15 protein-coding genes are annotated in these 26190 nt (G+C 63.8%); 8 read left to right on the forward strand and 7 right to left on the reverse strand.

Annotated elements, in window-relative coordinates; genetic code table 11:
• The first annotated feature begins 3 nt into the window (after positions 1 to 3).
• Together ACLIMP_RS20010 and ACLIMP_RS20015 are read left to right on the forward strand one after the other, a co-directional pair.
• Positions 4 to 3273: an efflux RND transporter permease subunit gene (locus ACLIMP_RS20010; RefSeq protein WP_185999700.1), complete on the forward strand. Its 3270-nt coding sequence runs from the start codon at positions 4 to 6 to the stop codon at positions 3271 to 3273.
• A 139-nt stretch (positions 3274 to 3412) separates the two neighbouring features.
• Positions 3413 to 4819 (forward strand): efflux transporter outer membrane subunit, encoded by a 1407-nt coding sequence (locus tag ACLIMP_RS20015; RefSeq protein ID WP_324699634.1) that lies wholly within the window; start codon positions 3413 to 3415, stop codon positions 4817 to 4819.
• Positions 4820 to 4833: 14 nt separating this feature from the next.
• Here ACLIMP_RS20015 and ACLIMP_RS20020 read toward each other — a convergent pair whose 3' ends face one another.
• From ACLIMP_RS20020 to ACLIMP_RS20045, 6 genes are all read right to left on the reverse strand, one after another.
• Positions 4834 to 5253, reverse strand: a complete 420-nt coding sequence (locus tag ACLIMP_RS20020) for an acyl-CoA thioesterase (protein WP_132468833.1) — start codon at positions 5251 to 5253, stop codon at positions 4834 to 4836.
• A gap of 164 nt (positions 5254 to 5417) precedes the next feature.
• Positions 5418 to 7565, reverse strand: coding sequence for a methyl-accepting chemotaxis protein (locus ACLIMP_RS20025; RefSeq protein ID WP_185999702.1), 2148 nt, complete (start codon positions 7563 to 7565; stop codon positions 5418 to 5420).
• A 22-nt stretch (positions 7566 to 7587) separates the two neighbouring features.
• Positions 7588 to 8295 (reverse strand): TorF family putative porin, encoded by a 708-nt coding sequence (locus ACLIMP_RS20030; protein WP_185999703.1) that lies wholly within the window; start codon positions 8293 to 8295, stop codon positions 7588 to 7590.
• A gap of 146 nt (positions 8296 to 8441) precedes the next feature.
• Positions 8442 to 9206, reverse strand: coding sequence for a nuclear transport factor 2-like protein (locus tag ACLIMP_RS20035; protein WP_185999704.1), 765 nt, complete (start codon positions 9204 to 9206; stop codon positions 8442 to 8444).
• Positions 9207 to 9291: 85 nt separating this feature from the next.
• Complete coding sequence (locus ACLIMP_RS20040) at positions 9292 to 10641, reverse strand: carbohydrate porin (protein WP_443478891.1); 1350 nt, start codon at positions 10639 to 10641, stop codon at positions 9292 to 9294.
• A 97-nt stretch (positions 10642 to 10738) separates the two neighbouring features.
• Positions 10739 to 13165, reverse strand: a complete 2427-nt coding sequence (locus ACLIMP_RS20045) for a glucose/quinate/shikimate family membrane-bound PQQ-dependent dehydrogenase (protein WP_185999705.1) — start codon at positions 13163 to 13165, stop codon at positions 10739 to 10741.
• A gap of 491 nt (positions 13166 to 13656) precedes the next feature.
• On the opposite strand from ACLIMP_RS20045, the gene ACLIMP_RS20050 reads away from it, so the two are divergent.
• The 4 genes from ACLIMP_RS20050 to ACLIMP_RS20065 all read left to right on the forward strand — a co-directional run bounded on the left by ACLIMP_RS20050 (position 13657) and on the right by ACLIMP_RS20065 (position 19729).
• Positions 13657 to 15927 (forward strand): glycoside hydrolase family 3 N-terminal domain-containing protein, encoded by a 2271-nt coding sequence (locus tag ACLIMP_RS20050; protein ID WP_185999706.1) that lies wholly within the window; start codon positions 13657 to 13659, stop codon positions 15925 to 15927.
• Between the two features lie 235 nt (positions 15928 to 16162).
• A complete protein-coding gene (locus tag ACLIMP_RS20055) occupies positions 16163 to 17749 on the forward strand; it encodes a toll/interleukin-1 receptor domain-containing protein (protein WP_324699636.1) in 1587 nt (528 codons plus the stop codon).
• 9 nt (positions 17750 to 17758) lie between these two features.
• The gene (locus tag ACLIMP_RS20060; protein WP_185999708.1) at positions 17759 to 18235 is read left to right on the forward strand and encodes a nucleotide synthetase; all 477 of its coding nucleotides are present in this window, start codon (positions 17759 to 17761) and stop codon (positions 18233 to 18235) included.
• An 18-nt stretch (positions 18236 to 18253) separates the two neighbouring features.
• Complete coding sequence (locus ACLIMP_RS20065; RefSeq protein WP_185999709.1) at positions 18254 to 19729, forward strand: TRAFs-binding domain-containing protein; 1476 nt, start codon at positions 18254 to 18256, stop codon at positions 19727 to 19729.
• Positions 19730 to 19743: 14 nt separating this feature from the next.
• On the opposite strand, the gene ACLIMP_RS20070 is transcribed toward ACLIMP_RS20065, so the two are convergent.
• Positions 19744 to 20304: a Crp/Fnr family transcriptional regulator gene (locus tag ACLIMP_RS20070; protein WP_324699637.1), complete on the reverse strand. Its 561-nt coding sequence runs from the start codon at positions 20302 to 20304 to the stop codon at positions 19744 to 19746.
• Positions 20305 to 21014: 710 nt separating this feature from the next.
• Here ACLIMP_RS20070 and ACLIMP_RS20075 point away from each other — a divergent pair.
• Together ACLIMP_RS20075 and ACLIMP_RS20080 are read left to right on the forward strand one after the other, a co-directional pair.
• Positions 21015 to 23147 (forward strand): TonB-dependent receptor domain-containing protein, encoded by a 2133-nt coding sequence (locus ACLIMP_RS20075; RefSeq protein ID WP_443478892.1) that lies wholly within the window; start codon positions 21015 to 21017, stop codon positions 23145 to 23147.
• A gap of 240 nt (positions 23148 to 23387) precedes the next feature.
• On the forward strand, positions 23388 to 26159 hold the full coding sequence (locus ACLIMP_RS20080) for a TonB-dependent receptor (protein WP_231636264.1): 2772 nt from the start codon (positions 23388 to 23390) through the stop codon (positions 26157 to 26159).
• Positions 26160 to 26190 lie beyond the last annotated feature (31 nt).

Raw genomic sequence — 26190 nt, forward strand, 5'->3', positions numbered from 1 at the left:
CCCATGAACCTCAGTCGCTATTTCATTGACAGGCCGATCTTCGCCTGGGTCATCGCCATCATCGTCATGATGGCCGGCATCGCCGGTATCATGAGCCTTCCCGTCGCCCAGTATCCCGACGTTGCGCCGCCTTCCGTCACTGTCAGCGCCACCTATCCCGGCGCTTCGGCGCAGACGCTGGAAAATTCGGTGACGCAGGTCATCGAGCAGCAGCTTACCGGCATCGACAACCTGCTCTACTTCTCATCCAGCTCGGACAGTTCCGGTTCGGCCTCCGTCACCGCGACGTTCGCCAAGGGCACCGATCCGGACGTTGCGCAAGTGCAGGTCCAGAACAAGGTCCAGCAAGCCAACTCACGCCTGCCGACCCAGGTGCAGCAGCAAGGCCTGACCGTCACCAAGTCGGCCTCGGACATGCTGCTTGTCGTCGGCCTCTACGACCAGAGCGACAAGAGCAGCGACAGCGACGTTGCCGATTATCTGGTCTCCAACTTCCAGGACGATCTTGCCCGCGTGAACGGCGTGGGCGGGGTGCGGGTCTTCGGCGCGCAATATGCGATGAGGATCTGGCTCGATCCCACCAGGATGGCCGCGCGCCAATTGATCCCCTCCGACGTCACGAGCGCGATTTCGGCACAGAACGTTGACTTGTCCGCCGGACAACTCGGCGCCGAACCGCTCGCCAAGGGGCAGATGCTGAACGCGGTCGTCAAGGCCAAGTCGCGCTTGCAGACCCCCGCCCAGTTCCGCCAGATCGTCGTCAAGACGCTGTCGGACGGGTCGATCGTGCGTCTCTCGGATGTCGCCCGGGTCGAACTCGGGCAGGAGAGCTATTCCAGTTCGGCTCGCCTCAACGGGCATCCCGCCTCGGGTATCGCCATCGAACTGGCCTCCGGCGCCGATGCCCTCAAGACCGTCGCCGCCGTAAAGGCGCGGGTGGACGAACTCGCGCATGACCTGCCGGACGGATACAAGCTCGCCTATGCCCGCGACACCAGCGACTTCGTCAAGCTTTCGATCAAGGAAGTGATCGAGACGCTGGTGATCGCCATCATCCTCGTCGTTCTGGTGATGTATGCCTTCCTCCAGAGCTGGCGCGCGACGCTGGTGCCGGCAATTGCCGTGCCGGTTGTCCTGATGGGCACCTTCGGCATCCTCGCGCTGCTGGGCTACTCGATCAATACGCTGACCCTGTTCGCAATGGTGCTCGCCATCGGCTTGCTGGTGGACGACGCCATCGTCGTGGTCGAGAATGTCGAGCGCCTGATGCACGAGGATGGGCTCAGCCCCTATGGCGCCACGGTACGCTCGATGGACGAGATCGGCTCCGCACTTGTGGGCATCGCGCTGGTGCTGTCGGCGGTGCTCTTGCCGATGGCGTTCTTCGGCGGGTCGACCGGGGTGATCTACCGCCAGTTCTCGATCACCATCGTCTCGGCCATGGGGCTTTCGGTACTGACGGCGCTGATCCTCTCGCCCGCGCTCTGCTCGACCCTGCTCGTGGCCAAGGAGCACGCCGATGCCGAGCGCGAACCCGCATCTCGCCTGCGCGGTGCACCCCGGCGGTTGCAACACAGGCTCGACGGATGGTTCGGCAGCTTCAACCGCTGGTTCGACCGCATGACCGGCCGTTATGTCGATACGACGGAGAAACTCATCGCCCGCCGCCGTATCTGGCTCGCAGTCTATGGACTGGTGATCGTGGCACTCGTGATTGTCTTCATGCGCCTGCCGACCGGCTTCCTGCCTACAGAGGACCAGGGCCAGGTCATGGTGGTCTACCAGCTTCCCGCCGGCGCCACTTCCGAACGGACTGACAAGGTTCGCGAACAGATCGAGCAAGCCTTCAGGTCGGAAGGCGCGAACGTGCCCCTGCGCTTCACCATCGGCGGTTTCAGCTTCAATGGAGCCGGCCAGAACGCAGGCATGGGCTTTGCCAGCCTTGCCCCCTTCGATGATCGCAAGGACTCCGAAAAGTCCGCGCAGGCCATCAGCGGCCGCGTCATGGCCAAGCTGGCGAAGATCCGCGATGCGCAAGTCTTCGTGATGACCCCGCCTTCGATCCAGGGCCTCGGCCAGTCGAACGGCTTCACCTTCCAGCTCCTCAATTCGACGAACATGGACCGCGAGAAATTCGTCGCCCTGCGGGACAAGCTGATCGCCGCCGCCAACCAGAGCTCCAAACTCTCGCAGGTCCGCGCTTCCTCTCTGCCGGACACGCCCCAGTTCGACATCAATTACGACGATGCCAAGCTGTCGGTCCTCGGCCTTTCGGTGGCCAATGCAACCGATACGCTCAGCACGGCCTGGGGCGGCACCTACGTCAACGATTTCATCGATCGCGGACGGGTGAAGAAGGTCTACGTACAGGGAGAGGCAAGCGCGCGAATGCTGCCGAGCGATCTCGACAAGTGGTTCGTCCGCTCGACCGCCGCCACCAATGCCGATGGGACCAGCAAGATGGTTCCCTTCTCGGCCTTCACGACGATGAACTGGGAAACCGGCCCGAACAGCCTTTCCCGCTTCAACGGCCGTTCGTCCTATACGATTCAGGGCGATGCCGGGTCTGGATACAGCTCGGGAGACGCGATGAAGGAGATGGTCGCCCTGCAACAGAAGCTCGCGCCCGGCACGAGCTATGCCTGGAGCGACCTGTCCTATCAGCAGAACCAGTCCAGCGGTCAGGCCGTTTACCTTTACGCCCTTTCGATCGCCGTGGTGTTCCTGTGCCTTGCGGCGCTTTACGAAAGCTGGTCGGTGCCGCTGGCGGTTCTGCTGGTGATCCCGCTCGGCGTGATCGGCGCGGTGCTGGCGGTGGCGGTACGCGGGCTGGAAAACGACATCTACTTCCAGGTCGGCCTGCTGACCACCATCGGACTTGCGGCCAAGAACGCGATCCTGATCGTGGAATTTGCCGAGCAGGCGTGGCGAGACGGCCGCGACATGCTCCATGCGGCGCTGGAGGCGGCCCGCGTGCGCCTGCGCCCGATCATGATGACCTCTATCGCCTTCATGGCCGGCGTCATTCCGCTTGCGATCGCCAGTGGAGCAGGCGCCCAGGGGCGTATCGCCATAGGCACGGCGGTGCTTGGCGGCATGTTCACCGCCACCGCGCTGGCGATCTTCTATGTGCCGATGTTCTTCGTCATTGTTGCCGGGCTCTTCCACCGAGGGGGCTCAGGCACGACTGACGGGAGCGCCGGCGCTGCCCGGAACCTGCGGCAAGGGTCACATGCCGAAGTTCCGGGCGCCCCATCAGAGGGCGATGGCTGACGGCATTCGGCTTGGCATCCCGTTTACATCCCCTTTCCCCCACATTCACCGGCGCGGAACAGTCGCACCCTCCCGCGCCGGTGAAGCCCGGAGCCCCTTCAGGTCGGGGCTCCGGGCGCCTTCATCGAGGAATGATCCGATGCGCCGTACCCTGATCCCGCTCATTCTCGCCGCCGGTTCGCTGGCCGGGTGCAACATGGCGCCCCGCTACGTCCAGCCCGAGGCGGCCGCTCCACTGCAGTGGCCGCAAGGCGCCGCCTATGCCCCGGCAGAAGCGGGCGAGGCCGGCCTTCCCTGGCGGGCCCTGTTCGCCGATCCCCGCCTGCAAACGGTGATCGAGCGGGCGCTGGCGAACAACCGGAACCTTCAGGCCAGTCTTGCCAACGTGGCTTCGGCGCGCGCGCAGTATCATGTCGAACGTTCGTACCAGTTGCCGACACTAGCCGGAACGGCAAGCGCGAGCGCCACGCGGGGCCTCAAGAGCTCGCAGGGCGATAGCCAGAGCTACGATGCGAACATCGGTGCCAGCGCTTTCGAACTGGACCTGTTCGGCCGCCTCAGGAACCAGAGCCGGGAGGCTCTCGAGACCTATCTTTCCACCGAGTCCGGCTATCGCGCGGCGCGCCTCACGCTGGTGGCAAACGCCGCGACCGCCTACATAACACTCGCGTCCGACCGCGACCTGCTGTCGCTCGCCGAGCAGACGCGCGACAGCGGACGCCGTTCGGTGGAATTGACGCAAAGACTGCTCAAATCGGGCCTTGCCGCAGCGGGAGACCTGGCTGCCGCGCAGACGGTGCTGGAACAGGCGACTTCCGACGTCGCTTCGCAGACGACGCTGGTCGCGCAGGACCGCAATGCGCTGGAATTGTTGGTGGGCGGCCCCGTGGAAGACGCCCTGCTGCCCGCGTCGCTGGCGGAACTCGACACGCGCATCGGGCAGGTTCCGGCGGGGCTGTCGTCCGATGTCCTCCTGCGGCGACCCGACGTCGTGGAGGCGGAGCATCAGCTCAAGGCCACATATTCCCAGATCGGCGCGGCCCGCGCCGCGTTCTTCCCGACCATCTCGCTGACGTCCGCTCTTGGCCTTGCCAGCACTGCGCTGGCAGATCTGTTCACCGGCGGCGCGCTCGGCGCCAGCGGCACGGCGAGCGCCAGCCTGCCGATCCTTGGCGGCACGAACAAGGGCAACCTTGAATATGCGAAGGCGCAGCAGGAATACTACCTTGCCGCTTACCGGGCGGCGGTGCAGTCCGCATTCCGGGACGTGGCCGATGCGCTTGCCCGGCGCGGCACCATCACCAGTCAGCGCACCGCGCAGGACCGGCTGGTTACCGCAGCACAGAAGAGCTACGATCTGGCGGATGCCCAATACCGGGCCGGAACGGATACCTACCTGAACGCGCTCGTCGCCCAGCGTTCTCTCTATGCCTATCGCCAGACGCGGATTGCGACAATTCTGGCGGACCTCACCAACCGCGTGACCGTTTACAGCGCGATTGGTGCGGACGATACGCTGGCAGAGGAGAAGGCCTCAGGAAACTGAGGCCTGCGGCGGCCTTATTCGCCGGTGTCGCGGCTTTCCGGAGCAAAGAAATGCTGGATCACTTCGCGGGCCAGCCTGGCCGGCCGCATGGTGGAAGCATCCAGGCAGCACCAGCTCGACTTGACTTCGGCCAGCACTTCCTCGCCGCGACGGATGATGGTTTCGTAGAACGCCCGCGCACCCTGCACTTTTTCGAGCAGGACCGTGGCGATCACGTCATCGTCGATGAAGGTCGGCTTGCGATAGGTGATTTCGTGCTTGAGCGCGACCCAGAGATGCTGCGCGACCGCTTCGGTGGGCGCAAGCGCCCGCCAATGATCGAGCACGGCATCCTGCACCCACTTCAGATAGCTGGCATTGTTGACATGCCCCATGAAGTCGATGTCGACCGGGTCGATGCCAATGGGATAGCTGTGGGGAATCGCGTTGCTCACGTCCCCGAAAGTAACAGTTCAGGCCCCCCACAGATAGCGGAAATGGGGGAAACGCCGAGATTTCCTCGGAATGAGGCAGTAACCTGCGGTTTTAATGTGGAATGATCGAAAGAGGAAAGGCCCGCGGATCGTTGCGATCGGTCCGCGAGCCTCGTTTCATCGTATCAGGCCGCCGCGGTGTAGCGAGCCGGGCTCCGGCCGCCGCCCGTGTCGAAGCGGGCCGCCTGATCGTTGAGCGAAATCGCCTCGATCGTCAGGTTGCGTGCCGCGGCCGAAGTTTCCTCGACCATGGCGGCGTTCTGCTGGGTCGACTGGTCCATGGTGGAAACCGCGACCGTGATCTGGCTGATCGCCGACGATTGCGCCTGATTGTCTTCGGCCATCTGTCCGAGCAGGGTGTGAACCTCGCCCACCCCGCCCGAGATGGTCTCGAACGCGGCATCGACACGCTGCACCGCGTCAACGGCGGTCACGATGTCCGTCTGCGTCACGGTAAGCTGGTCACGCGCACGCTTGGCCTCTTCCTCGGCCCGCATGGCAAGCGCGGAAACCAGATCGGCGACGACCGCGAAACCGCGCCCGGCATCTCCGGCGCGCCCGGCCTCGACGGCGGCGTTCATGGCGAGGACGCGGGTCTGGAACGCGATCTTGTCTACGCCTTCGATAACCTGGTCGATGCCCTTTGCGCTCAGGCTCACGCGGTCCATCGCCTGAACGGCCTCGCCAGCCACGGTGCGGCCACCGGCAACGGTCGAGAGAGCCTCGTCGGCGCGGCGCACGGTCTGCGATGCCGCGGTTGCGGAAGCCTTCAGGCGGTGGTCGATCTGGACGAGCGCCGCCGAGGTTTCCTCAAGGCTGGCGGCGTTGGACTCGGTCCGCCGGGCAAGGTCTTCCGATGCCTGGGCGATTTCCTCCGACCCGGTGCGAATGCCAACGGCGCTGTTCGTTACGGCACCGATCATGCGGCGCAATTCGCCAAGGGCGGCGTTGAAGTTTTCCTTCAGTGCGGCATATCCCGCCGGGAACGGCGCGGAAATCTCTGCCGTGAGGTCGCCCCGCGTCAGCGCGTCGAGCCCGGCACCGACGGCGCTGGTGACGATACGCTGTTCCTCGGCCGAACGATGGTCGGCTTCCGCCCGATCTTCCGCGGCCTGACGGAACACATCCGCTGCGCGGGCCATCGTGCCGATCTCGTCCTGACGGTCCAGTTCGGGAATGGCGCAGTGATCGCCCTTGGCCAGACGATCGACAGCGCGGCTCAGTCCGGCGATCGGTTTGCCGATGATGCTGCCGGCCGCGTAGAACAGGCTGGCGAGGACCGCCGCCACGATGACGAGGCCACCGATCACGAGTTGCCATGCCATCGAGCGAGCCGGCGCAGAAATGGTCGCCTCCGGCACGTCGAGAACGAGACCCCAGGTGGTATTGAGCCCCTGAAGCGCGATCGGGCGAATGACACGGCGCGTGGGCACGCCGCCGATGTCGAGATCGTTGAGCACGCGGGTCTCGCCGCTGGCAAGAGCGGCTTTCACCTCATCGAGACCGGCACCTTCATAGGGCTTGCCGAGCTGGGCAGGATCTGGATTGGCCACCCATGTTGCCGAGGAGGACAGGAGCATCACGCGGCCCGTCCCAAACGGCTTGAGCGCTGAAAGACGCTCGGAGAGGCTGCCCAGCTCCATGTCCACGCCCACCACGCCGATAACCTTGTCCCCGGACCTGACCGGATCGGTGATCGATGTCATCAGGATGGTCTTGCCGTCCACGTCATAGGCATAGGGATCAACGATCGCGCCCTTTCCGCTTTCGAATGCCGCCCGGAAATACGGCTTTTCGTAAGCTCCGGCCTCGTTGTTCGGCATTTGCGCCAGCACGCCGTTGCTCTTCACCCAGTATGGCGTGAAGTTGCCGTCTCCGCTGGAGCCGGGAAGCCCGCTCTTGCCGGCGTCAGGACCATCCCACTGGTTGGGCTGGATCATCGTCCAGCTTCCCAATGCCACTTTCGATTCCAGGAGGTCCGTCTTGAGCACCAGCAGGGCCGCGCCGCGATCGCGCATTCCGGCGGCATGCATCTTGCCCAGAGCCGAAGCCATGGAACGCGCCGTCGCCTCGAAAGTGGCGATATCGGTACTGACGCGGTTGCCCTCCGCATCGGCCTGGGCAACGGCGGACTGATCCGACAGTGTCCCCACGACCGAGCCGGTTTCCACGACAACAGCGGTAAAGCCGAACAAGAGCAGCAAGGCGATCGCCAGTCCGGCCACCGTCATCAGCTTGCCCGCAATGCGCATGCGACTGAACAGGTCTTTCATTTAAAAGCTCCAGAAGAAATCTTCAGAAGGCGGCGCTGACCCAGAACAGCGCGGCGCCGTCGGCCCGGGCTCCCCGGCCGAGATCGGTGTCGATGTAGGATAGTCCCAGCGTGACAGGCCCGAGGTTCGCATCCGCGCCGAGCGACCAGTCGTAATAGCCGCCGGGCCGAGGACTGATCGCGCCCTTGCTGCGGCCCCCATGGGCACGAAGCGTGAGCGGCGTCCGCGGGATCGGCACCGCCGCTTCTCCGTAAAGATAGAGGTGATCGCCCCCGAGCGCGGCCTGGTCCCAGCTATAGCCGCTGCCCAGAGTGGCCTGCATGGGGCCGAGGTCCTGCGTGAGCTTCGCCGTGGTTTCGAAGTATTCGATCTTCCCGGAACCCTCGCCGCCGGGATAGCTGTAATAGGCCACGGCCACATCGACGCTGGTGTGGGGCGCCAGGCTTCCCGCCCACCCGGTGTAGAGATCCACCTCGGTCGCGCCGTAGCGTTCGCCCATGTCGATGGAGGAGGCCCAGGTGCCGACGTAGATGCCGCTCTCATGAGACAGGTTGATGGTGGCCTGTACCGCCGGGTCTTTTCCCGTCAGCGAGATGCCCCGAAAGCGATAGTCGCTGATGATGGTAGCGCCGCCGGAAACGGTGAAGGCGGGAGTATCGGATTGGGCATGTGCGGCAATCGGCAACGACAACAGGGTCAGGGCGAACCCTGACGAAATGGCAAAACGCATGGAAGTCCTATTCCGGGACAGATGAGGCAGTGCCATTATAGAAGGGGCACGCCCCGCACCGGGCGTTCACGCCGCAGGTTTGGCCGGGAATTCCTCTAATGCATTAGGATTACGCGGAAATTATAAACTCATGCCGAAAAAGGGGCTCAACGGGCCGGACCGGCCTTGAGGCTGGCGGAGTCTATATGCCAGCGCAGCTGGGCGGGGCTCGCGCCGTCCACGTCGTTGACACGCCTTATCACGTAGCTGCCGCGAAACGTCTGGTGGCGCCCATCGGCAAGGGTCGCATCCACCGTGACGGGCACCGGCTGGTAGATCGACCCAGCCCCTGCGTCCCCCGGTTCGAGCTTGCCGATGGTAACCCTGGTGGATACCGTTTGCGCAAAACCGGCCCTGAAGGTTTCGCGCGTCTGCCTTGGCGGTCCATCCTCGCCCCATTGCTGCCATGCAGTTTCGTAATCCCGCGCATCGAGCGCCGAATAGTAGCGCCTGACGACATCGGCTGCGGCTTCCATGCTCTTCGGTGCGGGGGTGCAGCCGGCCATCGGCGATCCCTTGCCATCGAACAGAGCGCAGCTCCGCGCAATCTCGTCCTCGATCATCGCGCAGCTATTGGACACGTTGCAAGGCGGATGCGTTGCGGGAGAGACGGACCGGCACACCTCGACGCGGCGGGCTGCCGCCGCAGCACCGATCTGCTGCGAACAGGACAGCAGCGCGGAGCCGGAAGCCGCTGGTGCCTGCGTCCTTGATGGTTCCGTTATCGGCGGCGCCTCGGACAGGGTTGCGGTTGGAGGCGCCGAACTTGTCGCCGCCTCCTCGCCATCGGCGCCATCCGGCCCGCCTGGCGATCCGCACGCCGTCACTGCAAGGCCCAGCAGAATCGGGAGAACGGACGCCAGTTGCTTCATTTCCAGAGTTCCTCGTTCCGGCCTTGCCGATGCGCGACGGAAGGATCAACGCACGGGAACCCCGATCGGATGCCGGAGCGCATTCTCAGAACTGCATCTTGACCTGACAGCCGAGCGCGAGGGCATTGGGCGTATTGCGGAAACCGAAGGCGCCCGGCTCGATGATGTACTGGATGTCGGGACGGAGGCTCAGCCAGCGGCGCAGTTGCAGGCCGTAGCTCAGTTCGATCGCGGTCTCCCCGGCGGGCAGCGCGGCATATCCTCCCGGCAGACGATTGGCTTCGACATGGGCCCGGCGAAGACGCGGATCCACGACGGCATGCGTGAAGCCGAGCGCAATCGAATCCGCATCACGTCCCCGGAAAGTGCCCGTCTTGACGAGCCCCGCCGCATACCAACGGGTGATCTGGCCCGAGATCGCGGGATTGGCGGTGAACTGGCCGAAGATCGACAGTCCTCGATTGCCCTGCCCTTCGCGCAGGATCATCTGGTCAGCCAGCAGATAGACGCCGTAACGTCCACGAACCGTGCCGCCGCCGCCCTGACGGGTCACACGCGAAGTGTCGTAGTAGACGCCAAGCTTGTAATGGCCGGGCAGCGAACGGCTGCCCTTCGCCGCGCCGGGATCGTATTCGACTTCCAGCGGCAGAAGTACCCCGGTGGTTCCTCCCGCGAAGGGGTTGAAGGCGTTCTCCTCGTCGTTAAGGCGCGGATTGACCTGGAAGGCGCCGGTCCTGACGATAATGTCCGAACGCAACTTGTAGCGCACCGCCGCGCCCCACCTGGCATTGGGGTAATTGTACCATCCGCTGTCGCCGGAAAGCGAAAGAGGGTGGGCGCAGAACGCGGCGTTCACGAAGTTGCAGCCGATCGGCATGCCGCCCAGATCGTTGCCCATCGCAAAATAGCCCATCCGCAGGTTGAGCTTGCCCTCCAGGAGGTTCTGCTCCCAACTCGCCTCGGTGAGCCGCGCGTAGTATCCGCCTGCCGCTTCCTGAATGGGCAGCCGGTTGCCTACATAGTCCGAGGAAATGCCAACGCCGCGCCGGTCGTTGAACGTGAGGTGCAGCGTCGCACCTTCCCATCCTGCAAGCCGGTCCATGTCGAAGTCCGCGCCCATGCGGACCTGCTGGACATAGGCGGTGCCCCGCTTGAGCCCTCCGTCCACCGCTGAAAAAGTCTCTGAAACATAGTCGCCCCGGAACGTGACGCCGGCCGTCTTGAGCTGCGTGCGCAGTCCGCCCCAGTCACCCGTGAGCGTATCGCGCGCCGCCGGCTGGGGGGCGGGCGTTTCCGCTGCCGGAAGGGTGGCGACTTGCGCGGTCTGCTGCGCTTCGCCGGTTTCCTCGGCACGGGCATCGACCGCCGCGAACGGGGCGGAAACCATAAGGCCGCAGCCGGCCAGACGCGTGAATCTATCCAAACGATGGGCCATGGCCCCCTCCTCCCCCGACGCCTCGGGAAGAGACGCAGGACCAATATGTCTTGAAGAATGGATGGGGGCGGAAGGCTGTGTTCCGCCCCCGAAAGCGTTACGGCAGCTTATAGGCGATCACATAGTCACCGCGATCGGGCGACTGCCGCGCACCGCCGGCGGTGATGACCACGTACTGCTTGCCGGTCTTCAGCGACTTGTAGCTCATCGGGCCGCCCTGGCTACCCACCGGCAGACGGGCCTTCCAGATTTCCTTGCCGGTCGCCGAATTGAAGGCGCGCAGATAGTAGTCCTGGGTGCCTGCGATGAACACGAGACCGCCCTGCGTCGCCAGCGTGCCGCCCAGCGTGGGCAGACCGATCGGTATCGGCAGGCCCATCTTGATGCCCATCGGGCCGGTATCGCGAACCGTGCCGACCGGAACCTGCCACTTGATCTTGCGGGTCTTCATGTCGATCGCCGTCAGCGTGCCGAAAGGCGGAGCCTGGCAGGGAACGCCCAGCGCGGAAAGGAAGCGATCCTTGACCACGGAATAGGGCGTGCCCTTCAGGGGAACGCTGCCCATGCCGGTATTGACCGCCTCACCCGCGGCGCCCGCCTTGCCCGCCTGCTCCTTCGTCTGCGGGAACATCTGCACCCAAAGGCCGAGACGCATGTCATTGGCAAAGATCGTGCCGGTGGTCGGGTCTGTCGAAAGTCCGCCCCAGTTCATCCCGCCGAGCGATCCGGGGAAGCTGAGCGACTTGTCCGTGCCCGGCGCGGTGTAGAGCCCTTCGTAACGCATGCCCTTGAAGGCAATGCGGCACATCAGCTGGTCGAACGGCGTTGCGCCCCACATGTCGGCTTCGGTCAGCGGACCGACGCCGATCTGCGGCATGCCGACCGACTTGGGCTGCACGAGCGAATAGGGCTCGTTCGGGATATTGGCAGCCTTCACCCTGACATTCGCGACTTCCGTCAGCGGTTTGCCGGTGGTCCGGTCAAGGACATAGAGCTGGCCTGCCTTGGTGCCGAATACCAGCGCGGGCACGGTCTTGCCGTTCTTGGCAAAGTCGATGAAGCTCGGCTGCATCGGCAGGTCGAAGTCCCAGAGGTCGTTGTGAACGGTCTGGAAATGCCACTTTTCCTTGCCCGTCGTCGCGTCGAGCGCGAGCATCGAGGCGCCGTACTCGTGGTCGAGCGCGCTGCGGGTGACGCCGTAGAGATCGACCGAGGCACTGCCCACCGGCATGATCACCGCGTTCGTCGCCGGGTCATAGGACATCGCCGCCCAGACGTTGGGAGTGGAGCGGGTGTAGGTCTTTCCTGCGGCAGGCATGCCGGTGATCGCGGGGTTGCCCGGATCGAATGCCCAGCGCAGCTTGCCGGTAACGACATCGAACCCGCGCATAACGCCGCCAGGCATGTCCACCTGCACGTTGTCCGCCACGCGGCCGCCGATCACGACGGTCGTCCCCGCCAGCGTGGGCGCCGAGGTGAGCTGGTACTGCGGGTCGGGCGCGTTGCCGAGGCCAGCCTTGAGGTCTACGCGGCCGCCGTTGCCGAAGTCCGGACAGAACTTCCCGGTATCCGCATCGAGAGCGACCAGTTCGGCGTTGATGGTGTTCATCAGGATGCGGCGCTGGCACAGCGCGCCCTCGGCAACGGTGACGGCCGGGACCGGAGTTGAGCCCGGCACGTCAGGCTGCCGAAGCGGGGCCTTCGCATCGAAATAGGCCAGACCGCGGCAACGCATCCAGACAGAGGCCTTGGCGTTGATGATCGTTTTCCACTTCTCCCTGCCGGTATCGGCATCGAGCGCGATCACGTTATTATGCGGCGTGCAGACGAACACGGTATCGCCGACCTGAAGCGGCGTGTTCTGGTCTTCGGCGCCGTTGCCGTCACTCACCGCGACATCGCCGGTCCGATAGGTCCATGCGACCTTGAGATCCTTTACATTGTCGCGGTTGATCTGATCGAGCGCGACAAAACGGCTACCACCGCTGGTGTTGCCGTATGCTTCCCAGTTCTTCTGCTCATGCGCGGCATCGACGGGAACGAGTCCGCCCATGTCCCCCGAGAATGCCACGGTCGGATGCGCAACGAACATCGCGGCAAAGCCGGACGCGGAACACAGGGCCAGCACGCCCCCGATCGCCAGGGACGGTCCCCAGGCACGTTTGCCGGCAACGGCACCGCGCAGCAGCGGATAGGACAGCGCGATCACGGTCGCGCCGACGCCCATTGCCAGCAGGCGCGAGATCAGCGGCCAGAACGAAAGGCCCACTTCCCACAAGGCCCAGACTATCGTGCAGAGGAAAGTGGCGCCGAAAACGAGAGCGCCCGCCGGGCGTCGGCGAGCGATGAGGAAGCCGGATACGAGCAGCGCGAGGCCCGCGATCACGAAGTAGAAACTGCCGCCGAGGCTGGCGAGCTTTGCCCCGCCTGCGGTGAAGAAGATCCCTGCTAGCAGCACCACCGCGCCGAGCAGCCAAAGCCATGCTCTTGTCAGCAGACTACCGTCGTTCTTCGTGCCTGGCATCCGGCACCTCCTTCGTTTCCTGCAATTATACTCAAAGAAGCCAACAAGGCCACGCAAATGCATGAAACCGCTCAGGGCATGAACGGCTATGCGATCCATTTGTCAGATGCCGCGCACGGAGCAGTGGAACTCGGCGCGTCTCCTGATTACGCGACCTCTCTACCGGCGTTCGCCGACGGAAGAGATGGATCGCCCAGGACAGGGATGCCCGCGCCTATGCGCGTGCTCCGGAACGGCTGCCAATTTGAAATGTGCAGCAGGGATTACGAACCCGGAATACAGCGCAATCCTGGACCCATCATAATGGCATGGTGATATGCCCCGGCGTTATGGGCCGCGCCCTGCCCGCCTGCAGGCAACAGCCGGTCGTGCCGGCGCCCCGGTCGGCCCCGCCTTTCGGCGGCTCGCCTTGCCGCAGTGCAACAAACTCCATACGACTGGATTGCAGCTACTCCCTCCCATCACATTTCCGGGTCTGCTCGCTCTCCTTCATGAACCTAGATCGCCGTAGCATCCTGTCCGGCATCGCCGGTGGCGCATTCGCTTTCACTGTCCCTCGTGCGGCGCTCGGCGCTGACGATGTCCAGCGCGTGGACGACCTGATCGCGCGGATGACGATAGAGGAAAAGGCCGGGCAGATGACCTGCCTTGCCGACAGTTTCCGGCCCTTCAACCCGCCCAATCCGCAAGCCGGCATCCAGGACGAGAAGCGGCTGGCGCAGGAAGTGCGCAAGGGGCGGGTCGGCTGCCTCTTCAATGGCATCGGTGTTGCCGGAGCCCGCCGGGCGCAGGAGATAGCGGTAAAGGAAAGCCGCCTCGGCATCCCCCTGCTCTTCGCCGGAGACGTGATCCACGGCCTCAAGACGATCTTCCCGGTTCCCCTTGCCGAAGCGGCGAGCTTCGACCCATTGCTTGCGGAACGCACCGCCCGCGCCATGGCCATCGAGGCGACGGCAGCCGGGCTCCATCTGACGTTTGCGCCGATGGCGGACGTGGCCCGGGACCAGCGCTGGGGCCGCGTGGTGGAAGGTTCGGGCGAGGACGTGACGCTGACCGCGCTGCTTTCCGCCGCGCGGGTTCGCGGTTTCCAGGGGCGGGACTTGCGACGCGACGATTCGCTGCTTTCCTGCCCAAAGCATTTCGCAGCCTACGGTGCGGTGGCCGGCGGGCTGGAGTACGGCAGCGTCGATATCAGCGACGAAACCCTGCGCGAAACCCACCTTCCGCCCTTCAATGCCGCCTTTGCTGCCGGCGCACTGACCACGATGGCAGCCTTCAGCGAGATCAACGGCGTTCCCGCCACCGCTGATCGCGCGCTGCTCACCGATCTCCTGCGCGGCGAGATGAAGTTTCGCGGCTTCGTTTTCTCCGATTACACCGCCGACGAGGAACTGATCGCTCACGGCTACGCCGAGGACGAGCGCGATGCCGCCCGCCTCGCGGTGCTTGCCGGTGTCGACATGTCCATGCAGAGCGGGCTCTATGTCCGCTATTTGCCGGAACTGGTGAAGAGCGGAGCCGTGCCGATGGGCACGGTCGACGTCGCCGTACGGCGCATCCTTTACGTCAAGGCGGCGATGGGGCTCTTCGAGAATCCATGGCGATCGCTTGACGAAAACGCGGAACGGAGCCGGATCGGTACCAGCGCTCACCGCGCGCTGGCCCGTGAATCTGCAGCCCGTTCCATTGTATTGCTCAAGAACAGCGGCATTCTTCCGATCGATGCCCGCAAGACCGGAAAGATCGCGCTGATCGGGCCGTTCGCCGAAGATAAGGACAACGTCTATGGCCCATGGGCCTTCTACGGCGATCCGGGCCAGGGCGTGGATATCGCCAGCGGCCTGCGCGCCGCGCTGCCCGATCCCTCCGACCTGATCGTCGTTCAGGGCAGCGGCATCGAAGGGCCTGTCGCGGGCGGCATTGCCAAGGCCGTGGAAGCCGCCAGGGCCTGCGATATCGTGCTGCTGGCGATCGGCGAGTCCCAGACGATGTCCGGGGAAGCCCAGTCCCGCACCACTATCGAGATTCCTCCCGCCCAACAGGCGTTGGCCGATGCCGTGGGAGCGACAGGGAAGCCTGTCGTGGTGCTGCTCCGGCATGGCCGGGCGCTGGCCCTTCATGACAGCGTCGCGAATGCGCAGGCGATCCTTGCCACCTGGTTCCTCGGATCGGAAAGCGGCCATGCCATTGCCGATATCGTGTTCGGGAAGGCTGACCCTTCCGGCAAATTGCCGGTGAGTTTCCCTTGGGAATCCGGTCAGGAACCGTTCTTCTACGATCGCAAGTCGACCGGGCGCCCCGTTGTGGACAGCCGCACCGAATATCGCGCCCGCTACACGACAACCGACAACAGCGCGCGCTTCCCGTTCGGCCACGGCCTGAGCTACACGCAGTTTGCGCTCGATCAGTTCAAGCTCTCGGATGAGGTCATGCGCTGGAACGAAACCATCGAGATCAGCGCGCGCCTCACGAACAAGGGCGATCGCCGGGGCAGCGAAGTCGTGCAACTCTATATGCGGGACCGTGTTGCAAGCCGGACCCGTCCGATCCGCGAACTGAAGCGCATGTCCCGGGTTTCGCTCGAACCGGGGGAATCCCGGACCGTCCGCTTCACGCTGTCGCGCAAGGACCTTGAATTCGTGGGCGCCGGAAACCGCAGGATTGCGGAACCCGGCCTGTTCGACCTGTGGATCGGCCAGTCTTCGACGGACGGCCTCCACGGGCAGGTCACGCTCTATGCCGACGTGCCTTCCAAAACATGACCTTGCGGGCTCAGGCGCTCTCAAACATCTACAAGGCATGAGCGCCCCCGTTGCCGTCTACGACTAGCTAACGCCGGCGGGTCCCGTTCATGCCAAATTCACCATGGAATTCATCCGGATAGGGAAAACTCCACATCCCCGCTGGACGCCGCCGCGCTTGTCCCAGTAAGCATACTTGCCCGGGGGCCAGAAAGCCGGGGCTCGCAGGGCGCAGGCAGATGATCGGTTCGCAACGATGAAGGCGAATGAGGAAACCCCGGGACCGGGCGGTGAGCGCCGCTTCCGGGCCTTCCTCAGCTATAGTCACGCGGACGAGCATTTCGCACGCAAGCTTCATCAATGGCTGGAATCCTATCGTATTCCGCCAAGGTTGGTCGGCTCGGCAACACCGATGGGCCATGTGCCGCCGCGCCTCTCGCCCATCTTCCGGGATCGCGCGGAACTCCCGGCGGCATCCAGCCTTGACGAGGAAGTGCGCCAGGCGCTCTCCCAGTCCGACGCGCTGCTCGTGCTGTGCTCTCCGGCAGCGAGGGCTTCGCGCTGGGTCGATGCGGAAATCGCGCTCTTTCGCAGTCTCCACCCCGATCGGCCGATCATCGCGGCTCTGGTCCTGGGCGATCCGGCAGTCAGTTTTCCCTCCGCGCTTCTCGAACCCGATGCGGAAGGCGTGGTGCGGGAGCCGATTGCAGCCGATTTCCGGCCCGACCACGATGGTGCCCGCCTTGCCCGCCTGAAGATCGTCGCCGGCCTGACCGGCGTGGCGCTCGACCAGATTATCCAGCGCGATGCCCAGAGACAATTGCGCCGTGTGATCGCCATCACGCTGCTTACGGTTCTGCTTACCCTATCGATGGCCCTCATGCTGATCTTCGCGTTGCGCGCGCGGATTGAAGCCGAGCATCAACGTCAGCAGGCCGAGGGATTGATAGAATTCATGTTGACCGACCTCAGGCAGAGGCTGGAAGGCGTCGGCCGGCTGGACGTGCTCCAGTCCGTTAACAAACGCGCACTAGACTATTACGCCGACCAGTCCGACCTCAAGACCCTGCCGGCCGACTCGCTCGAACGCCGCGCCCGAATTCTGCACGCCATGGGAGAGGACGACCACAAGCGTGGTGACGTAGCCGGAGCGCTGGCGAAGTTCAGCGAAGCGCACCGTGTGACCGGCGCCCTGCTGGCGGCAAGCCCGCAGGATCCGCCACGGCTCTTCGCCCATGCCCAGAGCGAGTTCTGGTTGGGCTATGTCGATTTCATCGACTACCGGTATGAAAAGGCCCTGCCGCGTTTCATCGCCTATCGCGGACTTGCCGAGCAATTGGTCAGGCTTGTCCCGGGCGATCAGTCCTACTGGCGCGAACTGGCCTATGCCCAGGGCAACATCTGCACGATCGCGGTCACGCGGCGCGGCCCGGAAAAGCAGCTCGCGGAATGCAGCGATGCGCTGGCCACGATGGAGCGCGTGGGCAAGATGGTCCCCGGCGATCTCAGCGTCAAGGCGGACATCGCCAACCGCCATGCCTGGATGGCGGATGCCCTGCGCGTGCAGGGCAGGAACGTCGACGCGCTGCATGAACGCGCGCAGCAGGCGGCGATCGTGCAGCGCCTGCTCAAGGACGATCCGAAGAACGTCAGCTACCTCCAGGACTGGATGCTGGCGCGATATTCGATGTCGCAATTGCTCAATTCGCTGGGCGAGCGGCACAGAGCCGAGAAAATGCGAGAGGATGCTCGTCGCGATGTCGAGCGATTGATCGAATCGGATCCCGAGAACAACGATTGGCGCTTGTGGAAGGCCAAGCTGACCAAACCCCTCGATAAATAGGAACCCATCATGTCGACCCTGAACTACATGCAATACGGTCTGGCGAACCAGCTCGACCTCGAACTGACGGGCGAAGAGCCGATCGTCTTCAACGTCATCCTCAAGGCCGAAGAAGGACGCATCGTCCTGGAATATGACCAGCCCGCCGCACCGGGCCAAGACTATATCGCGATCACCTGCGACAGCGTCGTCGACATCACGCTGGTCGGGGACCAGCTCTGGTTTTCCAAGGAATTCGACGCCATCACCACCAAGGAACCCCTCTCGTCCTTCTATGGCGGGCTTGAGTACAGCGCCTATGACGAGAAGCTCGACCGGTACAAGGCGGTCCGCTTCAACGCGCGCTTCAATCAAGGTGGAAAGTACGGCACGCGCCACCGCTTCAACATCAACGTGGACCTGCTGCAGGACGTAAATGCCTGCGAACCGCGCTGGATCGGACTGACCATCGATCCCGACATCAAGAACCCGCCTCCGCAGGTCTGAATAGCGGATGATCGATTCGTGATCCTTTCGGTACTGGCCCAGATCCGGCAGACGGCACGCGCGGGGGATATCCTCCGCGCGTGGCGCATGTTCGAAAGTGCGGGGCTACTGGCCTCGCAGGCGCCGGATGCTCTCAGCCTCAAGGGCCGGCTGCTCAAGGACCGCGGCCTGCGCAGCTTGGGCGACGAGCGTAGGCAGCTTCTGGACCAGGCGCAGGCCGCCTACATGCAGGCGGCGGGCGAGCGGCGGGCCACCTATCCGCTCATCAACGCGGCGACCATCGCCTTGCTCAACGGCAAGACGCAGGAGGCATCTCTCGTCGCAACAAGAGTGCTGGAACTGCTGGAAAGCGGCGACCATGAACCGGAAACGCGCTACTGGATCGGCGCGACGGCTGCCGAGGGCCACTTGCTGCTTGGCAATACAGAGGCAAGCCGCACCGCGCTCGAACTGGCAATCGCGGCGGCGCCCGAGGCATGGGAAGATCACGCGGTCACGCTGCGTCAGTTCCGGCAGATACTCGAAAGGATCGGGGCGCCTAGCGATCTCTTCGATCATCTCCGCCCGCCGCCGAGCCTCTATTTCAGCGGCATCATCGGCCTGCCGGGAGATGAAAACGAAATCCGCGAGAAAGTCGGCGTCCTGCTCGACGATATCCGACCGGGCGCGGTTTTCGGCGCGCTTGCGGCAGGATCAGATATTGTCATCGCCGAAATGGCACAGGCAAGGGGCGCTCGGCTCAACATCGTGCTGCCGCTCTCCCTGCCCGCTTTTCGCCATATCTCCGTCTCCCAGTACGGCGGCGATTGGGCCGAGCGGTTCGACCGGCTCATCGAGGCTGCCGACCTGGTGGAAACGCTTGACCGGACGAACTGCCTCTCTGCTCCCGCGATCCTGAACGGATCACGCGTCGCGATGGGGCTGGCGCTGCGACGATCGAGAATGCTCGCAACGCGGGCCATCGCACTCCATGTCGGCCGGGAAACGGACAGGATCGCACAAGCCGAAGCGGAATGGCGGGCCCAGGGGCTGGAAATCCATGACCTCACCCTGGACTACTCCGTCCCGGCGAGCGGAGCCGGGTTCGGCAGAGCAGTCGATCGCACCGTCCTTGCCTCGACACGTCCGTTACCGCCTTGTTCCGACCCGTCGGTAGGGGCACCGGAACTGACGGAGGAAGGGTTCTCGATCCTTCGGTTCGGCGATCCCGTCATGGCCATGGATCACGCGGCCGCTATATTGCACATGGCTCCCGAGAGCCGGCTTGGGTTCGATTGCCGCCCCTGCGCGCCGGAATCCGGTGTGGAGGAAGATGCCGAACTTGCCATAGTGCTCGCACGGGCGGCGCCCGCGGGAAGCATTTGCGCGCCTTGGCCGCAGATCGCCGTCATAGACCTGCTCGCCCCCGATTACCGTTTCGAGGCTGCCGGAGACATCGTCACCCCATTGGGCGATTTTGCGATAGGCCTGTTCAGGCTGCTTTCGTCGGCCTGAACAGGCGGCCGCGTTCAGCAGACCAGTTCATGGAGCATGCGGGGGGCGTGGATCACCAGTTGGCCTTCATCACGGCTGATGATGCCCCGCCGGATCAGCGCCGCGATCGCGCGCGATGCCGTCTCGCGAGTGGTATTGGCGCTTAGTGCCAGCGTAGTCACGCGTGGCGGAGGCGCGATCCGTTCCCTGCCATCCGCAAGGGCCAGCAATTCGGCATAGACGCGCCCGGCCGCGCTGTATGTCGTGCGGGCAACCATCCGGTCCAGCGCCCGATCGAGTTGCCTTGCCAATAATCGAGCCATTCCGGCGCCAATTTCCGCATCTGCGGCCACAAGTTCGGCGATCTTTGTGGCTTCTGCGCGCAATAGGGTCGATTCTGCGAGAGTGCCGATTTCCGCGCGATGTACGGTCGGAGCCGGATAGGCGCCGAAAAATTCGCCCGGGCCATGCTGGGCGAGTTGCTGACGCTGCCCTTCAAGGCCAAATGTCTCGATCCGAACCGCCCCATCGATCACCAGCCAGCAGTACTGCGAAGGCTCCCCCTGATGCGCGATGATCTCCTTGGCGCCGAGCAACTGCGGAATCAGGACGCGCGAAAGCGACTCGGCCGATGACCGGCCGCATCGAAAAATCGCCCCGATTGCCTCGATTTGCTCTTCAATATCCAACAGTTGCTGCCCCAGGCCGGAACGGCCTCATCCGTCCCACTATCATGGACCTGACCGATTTTAACAGCACCTGAGGAACAGCAAACCAATTCTGATTCGCTGCATGTGCGTGATCCGTGTCACGCGGAATATGGATTCAATCCGTTAGAAAAGCCTTGCGACCCGAAGGCGGCTCCTAACCGAGCAGCCCCATTTCCTGGCCCGAAGGCTTCACGCCTTCGGGCCATTTTTTTGTACTTTCGGGGCAGGAGCTGAACTCTCTGCGGCATTTCCGTGACGATGCTGCCGAACTGCAAAATTCCACGCAAGGGCGATCGCGGTCAATTCGACGCCATTTAATGCACCGTTTCGAATCGAAACGCTTTCCATGAATTCATCGGGCCATTCAACAGCTGCCACCCTAAACCCGAAAAGGGAAGTTCAAGAGCGGTTCGAACAGTCCTTCTGCAATACTTCGATGCGGCATCATGTCGGGGTGGCAGCCGAAATGTTGCTCCTCGTAATAATTCATTTCCCATAGCGACTTGCCGATCCGACCCGATTGACAGCTTGCAGCAGCGACCACACTGGCCCGTGCAAATGCGATGCATTCGCATTACTCATCAGGGGGATCAGTCTTGTCGAACACGTCCTATCGCCGCGCGCGCATCCTTTCCGGAGCCAGCCTGACCGCGCTCGCCTGCACCGCTCTTACCTGCCTTGCAGGTCAAGGCGCCCATGCTGCGGAAGCCGAGGAAAACACCGGCCCGGCGATCGTCGTCACGGCGGCAGGCTATGAGCAGGACATTACCGTAGCCCCGGCCAGCGTCACTGTGCTGGACCGCGAGGAACTTCAGGAAAAGCGCTTCGGAAGCCTGGCGGAGGCATTGCAGGATGTGCAGGGCGTCGATGTCGGTGGTGAGGCCGGCAAGACCGGGGGCCTCAACATCTCGATCCGCGGGATGCCCAGCGACTATACGCTGATCCTGATCGACGGCCGCCGCCAGAACGCCCCGGGCAACGTCACGCCCAACGGCTTCGGCGAATCCTCAACCAGCTTCATGCCACCCTTCTCCGCGATCGATCGGATCGAAGTGGTGCGCGGACCCATGTCCACGCTCTATGGCTCGGACGCGATGGGCGGCGTCGTCAACATCATCACCCGCAAGGTCGGGACGCGCTGGGTCGGCACGGCATCGGCCGAAACCACGGTTCAGGGCGACGATCGGTTCGGCAATATCCAGTCGATCAACGGCTTCGTGCAAGGACCCGTCGTCAAGGATCTTCTCGGCCTGACCCTGCGCGGCAGCGTGTTCCACCGCGAGGGCGCGAATATCGAGATACCCGGAGATCCTGCGCTCACGCTTGGCCGCAACCCGGTGGAATCGGATATCTACACTTACGGCGGGCGCCTCAGCTTCACGCCCCATGTCGACCATGATCTCTGGGTGGAGATCGACCGTAACGAGCAGACCTACGACAACAGCAAGGGCCAGCTCGGCACGCTGGGATCGGGCGGCTATTCACCGAGGCAGCAGTTCAACCGCACGAACTACGTGGTCGCTCATAGCTGGCGCACCGGCCTCGGCACACTCGACACCACTTTGACGCGCAACGATACCGAGACGATCGGCCGCCTCATTCCCAACGGCACCCCCGGTGCGACGCCCGGGAGTGCCCGCAATCTCGAAGCCCGCAACGACATCATCGATTCGCGCTTTGCCGGAAAGGCAGGCCCCGTTGCCTTCACGGTCGGCGGACAGTACTGGCGCGCGCAGATGAAGGACGGCGTCGCGCCCGCACCGTTCAAGTTCACCCAGTGGGCAGGCTTCGCCGAAGCGACCCTTACCGTGGTCGACGGGTTCAACCTGACTGGCGGCGCCCGTTACGACGACCATTCCACCTTCGGCAGCAAGTGGTCTCCCCGCGCCTATGCGGTCTGGAACATCAACGATGGCCTGACCGTGAAGGGCGGCGTCAGCCGTGGTTTCAAGACCCCGCGCGTCGAACAGATCGCCAGCGGCATCATCGGTTTCGGCAGCCAGGGCCGCGTACCGCTGATCGGCACGCCCGACCTGATGCCCGAGACCAGCACCAGCTACGAAGCCGGTCTCTACTACGACAGCCATGGCTTCTTCAGCGGCAACGTCACCCTGTTCAACAACGATTTCGACGACAAGATCGCCTCCGGACCCGGCATTCCGAACTGCACGTTCTCGGGCTATACCACCCCTCCAGCGGGCTGCATCGACGTGGGCAACTTCCCCAATGTCGAGCTGTTCGGCCAGTCGATCAATATCGACAAGGCCCGGACCCGCGGTGTCGAAGTGGCCACCCGCTTCGCCTTCACACCGGCGATTTCGCTCTCGGTGAACTACACCTACACCGAAACCGAACAACTCAGCGGCAGCGAAAAGGGGCTCCCGCTGGTGGGCATGCCCAAGCACATGCTGAACGGGAACCTGCGCTGGAAGGTCAGCGAAGAAGCGAGCCTCTGGGCCAGGACCGAGATCCGCTCCGGCCGCTGGCGCGGCAACAATGTCCAGCAGGCAGCGGTGGGCGATTTCCGCAGCTACGAAGTGTTCCACCTTGGCGGGTCGTACCAGATCACCCCCGCCTTCCGTCTGGCGGCCACGGTCTACAACGTGCTGGACACCGACTACGCGGTCTACGTGCCTTATGCGAGCGGCACGAGCACGGTCTACACTCCCGCCTACTCGATCAATCAGGAAGGCCGCCGGCTCTGGCTGTCGGCGACGGTGGATTTCTGAGGCTCAACCCAGACGCGCTCCCTTCCTTTCGCGGGAAGGGAGCGCGTTTGCGCAATCGCCGGAAATAAGACGTGAGCTACTTATTACCTTTCGGAAACAGTTTTAATTAGTCCGACTATTTTATTGTTGTAGAATCCATTCTTCGACGATAACTCCCCGGATATCGGATAAATAATCCGACGTTAGCGCCTTCGCTGCGCTGACGTTGCCCCGACAATGGGGAACAGGGGAGAGGGAATCGTGAATAAAGTCAGACTAAGTCTGTCCTGCGCACTCGTCGCGTTCGCTACACCGGCCTGGGGGCAGGCCGTATCGAACGACAAGGACGCCAAGCCTGAAGTCCAGCCCGTTCCGGAAGACGATGCCGCGAAGGAAGCAGTGTCGCCGGAAGACATCATCGTCACCGGGTTCCGTGCCAGCCTGTTCAACGCAGCCCAGATCAAACGCGATTCCGACGCGATCGTCGATGCGGTCGTGGCCGAAGATATCGGCAAGCTGCCGGACAACAACGCGGCGGAATCGCTGGCGCGCGTTTCCGGCATCCAGGTCAGCCGTTCGGGCGACGAGGCCAACCAGGTGCTCGTGCGCGGGCTGCCCGATCTGACGACGACCTTCAACGGTCGCGACATCTTCACCGCGGAATCGCGCGGCGTGGCGCTTTGGGACTTCCCTCCCGGCGCCCTGCGCGCGCTGGAAGTCTATAAGTCCGGCACCGCCGATCTCATCGAGCCGGGCCTGGCAGGCCTCATCAACGTGCGGACATGGCGCCCGTTCGACTTCAAGGGCTTCGAAGTGGCCGGATCGGTTCGCGGCACTTACAACGACCAGTCCAAGAAGTACGACCCCGCCAACGCCAATCTCCAGATCACCGACCGCTGGCAGACCGGCATCGGCGAGATCGGCGCGCTCATCAACTTCGCCTATACCCAGCAGCAGTTCCGCAACGCAGCGCGCTGGAACAGCGCCGATGTGCTGGCGCCGGATGCCGGCAATACCGTGGAACCGGAATCGGTCGGCCGCGATTTCGTCTTCCCGGAAGCGGTCGGCGTCTTCTACAACAGCGGCATCCGCAAGCGCCCGTCGATCAATGCGTCGCTCCAGTGGAAGCCCGCGCCCAATCTGGAAATCTACGTGGATGGCCTGTGGCAGGCCTATCGCGGACGTGATGCGAACGACTTCTTCGCGACCTCGCTGCGCTTTGCAGGAGCGCAGCTCAGCAATGTCGTTCTCGATCCCGACGAGCCCAACAAGGTTCTCAGCCTGACCAAGACGGGTGGCTGGCGCCCCGATATCTATCGCTCCACGGTCAATGGCGACACCAATACCTATCAGGGTGCGATCGGCGCGGTCTGGACCACCGGCAAGGCGACGATCTCGACCGACTTCGCCTATACCGACAGCACGTTCAAGCAGACCGAATGGAGCCTGGACTCCGCCCTCACTTCCGCGCCGACGGTGGATGCCGCCTTCGACGTGAAGGGCTCCGCGGCCTTCTCACTTCCCGGCTTCGATGCGACGGATCCCGCCAACTACCAGTTCCGCGGCTTCTTCGACCGTATCTACGTGGGCAAGGGCAACGGCATCCAGTGGCGCGGCGACGTCTCGCTGGAAACCGACATTCCCTTCCTGCCCCTGCTCCAGGTCGGCAGCCGGGTGACGACACGGGATTCGTCGGTGCGTTCGGGTTCGCGCTATGCCTACCTGATGGATCTCGGCATCGGGATGAACGAACTCGGACTGGGCGACATGTCGCTCATCGACAATACCTTCCGGGGCGGCGTGCAGGGCTTCACCCAGTGGCTGGCGCCGAGCCGCTCGGCAGTCCGCAGCAATATCGACGGCCTGCGCGCGATATCGCTTGCCGGATTGCAGCAGCTGGCGCTGATGTATCCGAACGATGCCGGCATCCGCGACAATATCCAGCGGTGGTCAAGCGTTGACGTTCCGCTCGATCCGCTGGCTTCATGGGATGCGAGCGAAAAGACCTATGCCGCCTATGCGCAGGGCAAGTATGCCTTCGACATCGGCGGGGTGGAGATCGGCGGTCTCGTCGGCGTGCGCATCGTCAATACGGATGGCCGCTATTCGGGCACATCGCTGGTGGACGGCGTGCAGACGCCCGAGGAAACGCGCCAGAACTATGTCGACGTGCTGCCCAACTTCAGCACGCGCATCCGCTTCACGGACAAGTTCCAGGTCCGCCTGGCCTATACCAAGACGCGTACCCGTCCGACGTTCGGCCAGTTGAATCCGGCCGTGAACATCACCCGCGCGCAGAACACCGGCGGCACGCCGGGCCGCTATGACGCTTATGGCCGCGCCGGCAACCGCGACCTCGCGCCGCTGACCTCGCGCAACTATGACGCCACGCTCGAATACTACTTCTCCCCGCGTGCGGCGGCGGGCGTCTCGCTGTTCTATCGCGATCTCGACGGCTTCATCAGCGATTATACGCGCGACGTGCAGGACCCGGTCTACGGGCTGATCCAGGTGGTTCGCCCCGAAAATGCCGGCTCAGGCCGCATCAAGGGCGTCGAAGCCGGGTTCCACAGCTTCTTCGACTTCCTGCCGGGCATGCTTTCCGGCTTCGGGGTGCAGGGCAACGTCACCTATCTTGACGGAAAGAACCAACTGCCCAACGCGCTTGGTCAGGACACCAGGATGGTGGCCATCCCCGGCGTTTCGCACTGGAGCTACAACGCCGTGCTGTTCTATGAACGCGGCAAGCTCTCGACCCGTCTTTCGTACAATTACCGGTCGAAGTTCACCAACTTCTACTCGCCCGACGCCAATGGCAATCTCTACGTGGGCGAAGGAACCAAGGCGATCGCCCGACTGGACTATTCCCTGTCCTACACCGTGATCCCGGCAATCACGATCACGGCGGACGTCAGCAATATCCTGGGCAAGCCGTTCAACAACTACCGCTACTTCAACCAGACCCAGACCTACCCGCGCGACATCCGCTACGAAGGCCGCTACTTCGGCCTCGGGACGCGCTTCCGCTTCTGATCGGACAGAAGGGCGCGGTGTTTCGCCGCGC

Source organism: Novosphingobium aeonii (assembly GCF_052279045.1).
In the GTDB taxonomy this organism is placed as follows: domain Bacteria; phylum Pseudomonadota; class Alphaproteobacteria; order Sphingomonadales; family Sphingomonadaceae; genus Novosphingobium.

Excerpts from the sequence above, each read along its gene's own strand:
- ACLIMP_RS20060 (WP_185999708.1), top strand. The coding sequence starts at position 17,759 with ATGTCGACCCTGAACTACATGCAATACGGTCTGGCGAACCAGCTCGAC.
- ACLIMP_RS20025 (WP_185999702.1), bottom strand. The coding sequence starts at position 7,565 with ATGAAAGACCTGTTCAGTCGCATGCGCATTGCGGGCAAGCTGATGACG.
- ACLIMP_RS20050 (WP_185999706.1), top strand. The coding sequence starts at position 13,657 with ATGAACCTAGATCGCCGTAGCATCCTGTCCGGCATCGCCGGTGGCGCA.
- ACLIMP_RS20015 (WP_324699634.1), top strand. The coding sequence starts at position 3,413 with ATGCGCCGTACCCTGATCCCGCTCATTCTCGCCGCCGGTTCGCTGGCC.
- ACLIMP_RS20030 (WP_185999703.1), bottom strand. The coding sequence starts at position 8,295 with ATGCGTTTTGCCATTTCGTCAGGGTTCGCCCTGACCCTGTTGTCGTTG.
- ACLIMP_RS20010 (WP_185999700.1), top strand. The coding sequence starts at position 4 with ATGAACCTCAGTCGCTATTTCATTGACAGGCCGATCTTCGCCTGGGTC.
- ACLIMP_RS20055 (WP_324699636.1), top strand. The coding sequence starts at position 16,163 with ATGAAGGCGAATGAGGAAACCCCGGGACCGGGCGGTGAGCGCCGCTTC.
- ACLIMP_RS20035 (WP_185999704.1), bottom strand. The coding sequence starts at position 9,206 with ATGAAGCAACTGGCGTCCGTTCTCCCGATTCTGCTGGGCCTTGCAGTG.
- ACLIMP_RS20045 (WP_185999705.1), bottom strand. The coding sequence starts at position 13,165 with ATGCCAGGCACGAAGAACGACGGTAGTCTGCTGACAAGAGCATGGCTT.
- ACLIMP_RS20040 (WP_443478891.1), bottom strand. The coding sequence starts at position 10,641 with ATGGCCCATCGTTTGGATAGATTCACGCGTCTGGCCGGCTGCGGCCTT.